This window comes from Streptomyces sp. NRRL B-24572 (genome assembly GCF_002156145.1).
GTDB classification, from domain to species: Bacteria; Actinomycetota; Actinomycetes; order Streptomycetales; family Streptomycetaceae; genus Streptomyces; species Streptomyces vietnamensis.
This window is the reverse complement of record NZ_MWIG01001003.1, coordinates 1-2255: the sequence shown is the minus strand read 5'-3', so window position 1 is coordinate 2255 and position 2255 is coordinate 1. Positions and strand designations below refer to the sequence as shown.

Annotated in this window: 3 protein-coding genes and 1 pseudogene; all 4 read right to left on the bottom strand. The window is 72.4% G+C overall.

What is annotated here, in order from left to right; translation table 11 throughout:
• Positions 1 to 963: methylaspartate mutase (locus tag CCN56_RS39425; protein ID WP_086832405.1), on the bottom strand; the 963-nt coding region annotated here is incomplete at its 3' end.
• Positions 960 to 1370: a cobalamin B12-binding domain-containing protein gene (locus tag CCN56_RS39420; protein ID WP_086832404.1), complete on the bottom strand. Its 411-nt coding sequence runs from the start codon at positions 1368 to 1370 to the stop codon at positions 960 to 962. The genes CCN56_RS39420 and CCN56_RS39425, both read right to left, overlap by 4 nt.
• Before the next feature lie 216 nt (positions 1371 to 1586).
• On the bottom strand, positions 1587 to 1802 hold the full coding sequence (locus CCN56_RS39415) for an MbtH family protein (protein WP_086832403.1): 216 nt from the start codon (positions 1800 to 1802) through the stop codon (positions 1587 to 1589).
• Positions 1799 to 2255: pseudogene (locus CCN56_RS39410) on the bottom strand (hypothetical protein); the annotation flags it as partial. The pseudogene CCN56_RS39410 and the gene CCN56_RS39415, both read right to left, overlap by 4 nt.

The window sequence follows — 2255 nt, the reverse complement described above, 5'->3', positions numbered from 1 at the left end:
GGCCGCGGGGTCCGGGGCCGGGGGTCCGGCGAGCGCGGCGGTCGCGGCGGCGGTCTCCAGGGCGCGGACGTTCTCCTCGACGGTCGGGAGGCGATGGGCCTCGGCGGTGGTCTTGACGATGAGGCGGCCTGCGCCGGAGCGCACGGCGAGGCGGGCGGAGGCCTCCAGGAGGCGGGTGGCGCCCTGTTCGGTGCGCGGGTAGACGCCCATGTAGGTGTAGAGGACGACGTGGCGGTCGATGCCGTCGGGCAGGAATTCGGCGGCGAGCCGGTGCAGGGCGCGCAGCGCCTCCTCGTCCTGGGCCGGGTCTGTCTGCTGGGCGTAGCTGAGCGAGACGCTGCGCAGCCCGAACTGCACGAAGAACAGGCACTCCAGGACGCTCGTGGCCACCAGGAGGCCGGGCGGGCAGAGCTGCCCGAGCAGGCAGCCGCCGAAGCTCTCCAGATGGGGTACGGCTCCGGGGCGCGCCCCGGTGGCGAGGAGTTCGCAGGCGCGGGCCCAGGCGGTGACGGACTCCCGCAGGGGGGTGCGGCCGTAGGGCAGGCAGTACGAGACGGGGCCGCCTTCGGTGGCGTCGAGGCCGGCCTCGGTGAGCGCCCGGACGATGGCCAGGGGGCGGGCGGAGCCGTGCCTGACCTGTACGGGGAAGTCCGCGTCGAACAGCCCGTCGAGGACGGCCCGGGTGGTGGCCGGGGAGTGCGCGGCGATCGGGTAGCCGTTGAGGCGGCTTCCCTCGGCGACGGCGGCGCGGGCGGCGTCGAGGTCGCCGACGCGGGTGTAGCTGTCGACGGTCAGGGTGCCCGCGGTGTGGGCGGTGGCGGCCCTGGTCCGGGCGAGCCCGGCCCGCATGCGGCCGGGGTCGCCGAAGCCCATGCGGGGCTGGACGACGAGCCGGCCGGCGGCTGCGGACGCCGCGACGAAACGGCCGAAGTCGGGAGCGGGGGCGGAGGCCGGGGCGGTCAAGCCGGCACCTCCTTGCGGGCGCGCGCGGCGAGGAACTCGCGCAGGGCGTCCAGGTCCTCGCCGAGCACGGCGTCGCAGCCGGCCTCGGTCAGCCGTGCCACGTCCGCCTCCTGGCGGTGTCCGGCGACGCCGAGCTTGCCGCCGAGCACCACGGGGAGGCCGGCCAGGGCGGGTTCCGCGCGCAGCCGGCGGACGGCGGCGAGTCCGTCGCGGTAGCCGTGCCCGTTGACACTGCTGAGCACCACCGCGTCGGGCGCGTGCCGCAGACAGCCGGCGAGCAGCAGCTCGACAGGGGCGCAGGGACCGAGCCCGACGACCTGGTGGCCCTGTTCCTGGAGGAAGAGACGGAGGTACACGAGATTCCATGTGTGGGAATCCGATGCGGTTCCGCTCAGGAGTATCTTCATGGGTCGAGGATAATTTTCCGGGGATTCCGGAAGGGGAAGTACGACCGGCAGCAAGGACCGGCACTTTCGTTCCGGAATTTCCCACGGGAAAAGCGCCGTGCCCCGCATCTGCTGCGGGGCACGGCGCTTGGGCCAAGGGTGCGTCGGACCTTACGTGTTCGGGCCGTACATGTTCGGGCCGTACGCATTCAGGCGTACATGTTCAGACGTACGTGTTCAGGCGTACTGGGCGACGAGGCTGCGCGGGCGGATGTCGGTCCAGTGGGCGGTGATGTAGTCCAGGGCTTCGGCGCGGTTCCCGGCGCCCCAGACGCTGGTCCAGCCGGCCGGGATGTCCGCGAAGGCGGGCCACAGGGAGTGCTGGCCCTCGTCGTTCACGACGACGTGGAAGGTGCCCTCGGCGTTGTCGAACGGGTTGACGGACTCGCTCATGACTGGCTCCTCGTTTCTTCCTTCTGAAGCGCGGAGAGTTTCTCCGCGACTATTCTTCCGATTGTTTCGAGAGGTTCCGGTTCGGCCATCTGGAGGTGGCCGCATTCGACGGTGTGATTGTCGATGACGCCTTCGGTGAAGGGAATCCAGGTGGCGGCGAGGGCGCCTTCCCGCTCCCCCGGCCGGCGGGCGGTGAAGAACACCGTGTCGGCGTCGGCGACGCCGGGCACGTGTCGCGCCATGAGTCCGGCGTGGGTCTCGGAGGCGCGGAGCACGGCCCGGAGTTCGGCGTCGGAGAACCCGGCGAGGACGGGGTCCTCGCGGCGGATCTCCGCCATCGCCGCGGCGAGGTCCCGCGCTTTCTCGGCCCTCGCCTCGGGCGGGAGCACGGAGACGCTGCCGGGTCCGGTCTGGTGGACGTCCATCAGCGCGAGCAGTTCGACCCGCTCGCCC

Coding starts and splice junctions, on each gene's coding strand:
- CCN56_RS39420 (WP_086832404.1), bottom strand. CDS start 1,370: ATGAAGATACTCCTGAGCGGAACCGCATCGGATTCCCACACATGGAAT.
- CCN56_RS39415 (WP_086832403.1), bottom strand. CDS start 1,802: ATGAGCGAGTCCGTCAACCCGTTCGACAACGCCGAGGGCACCTTCCAC.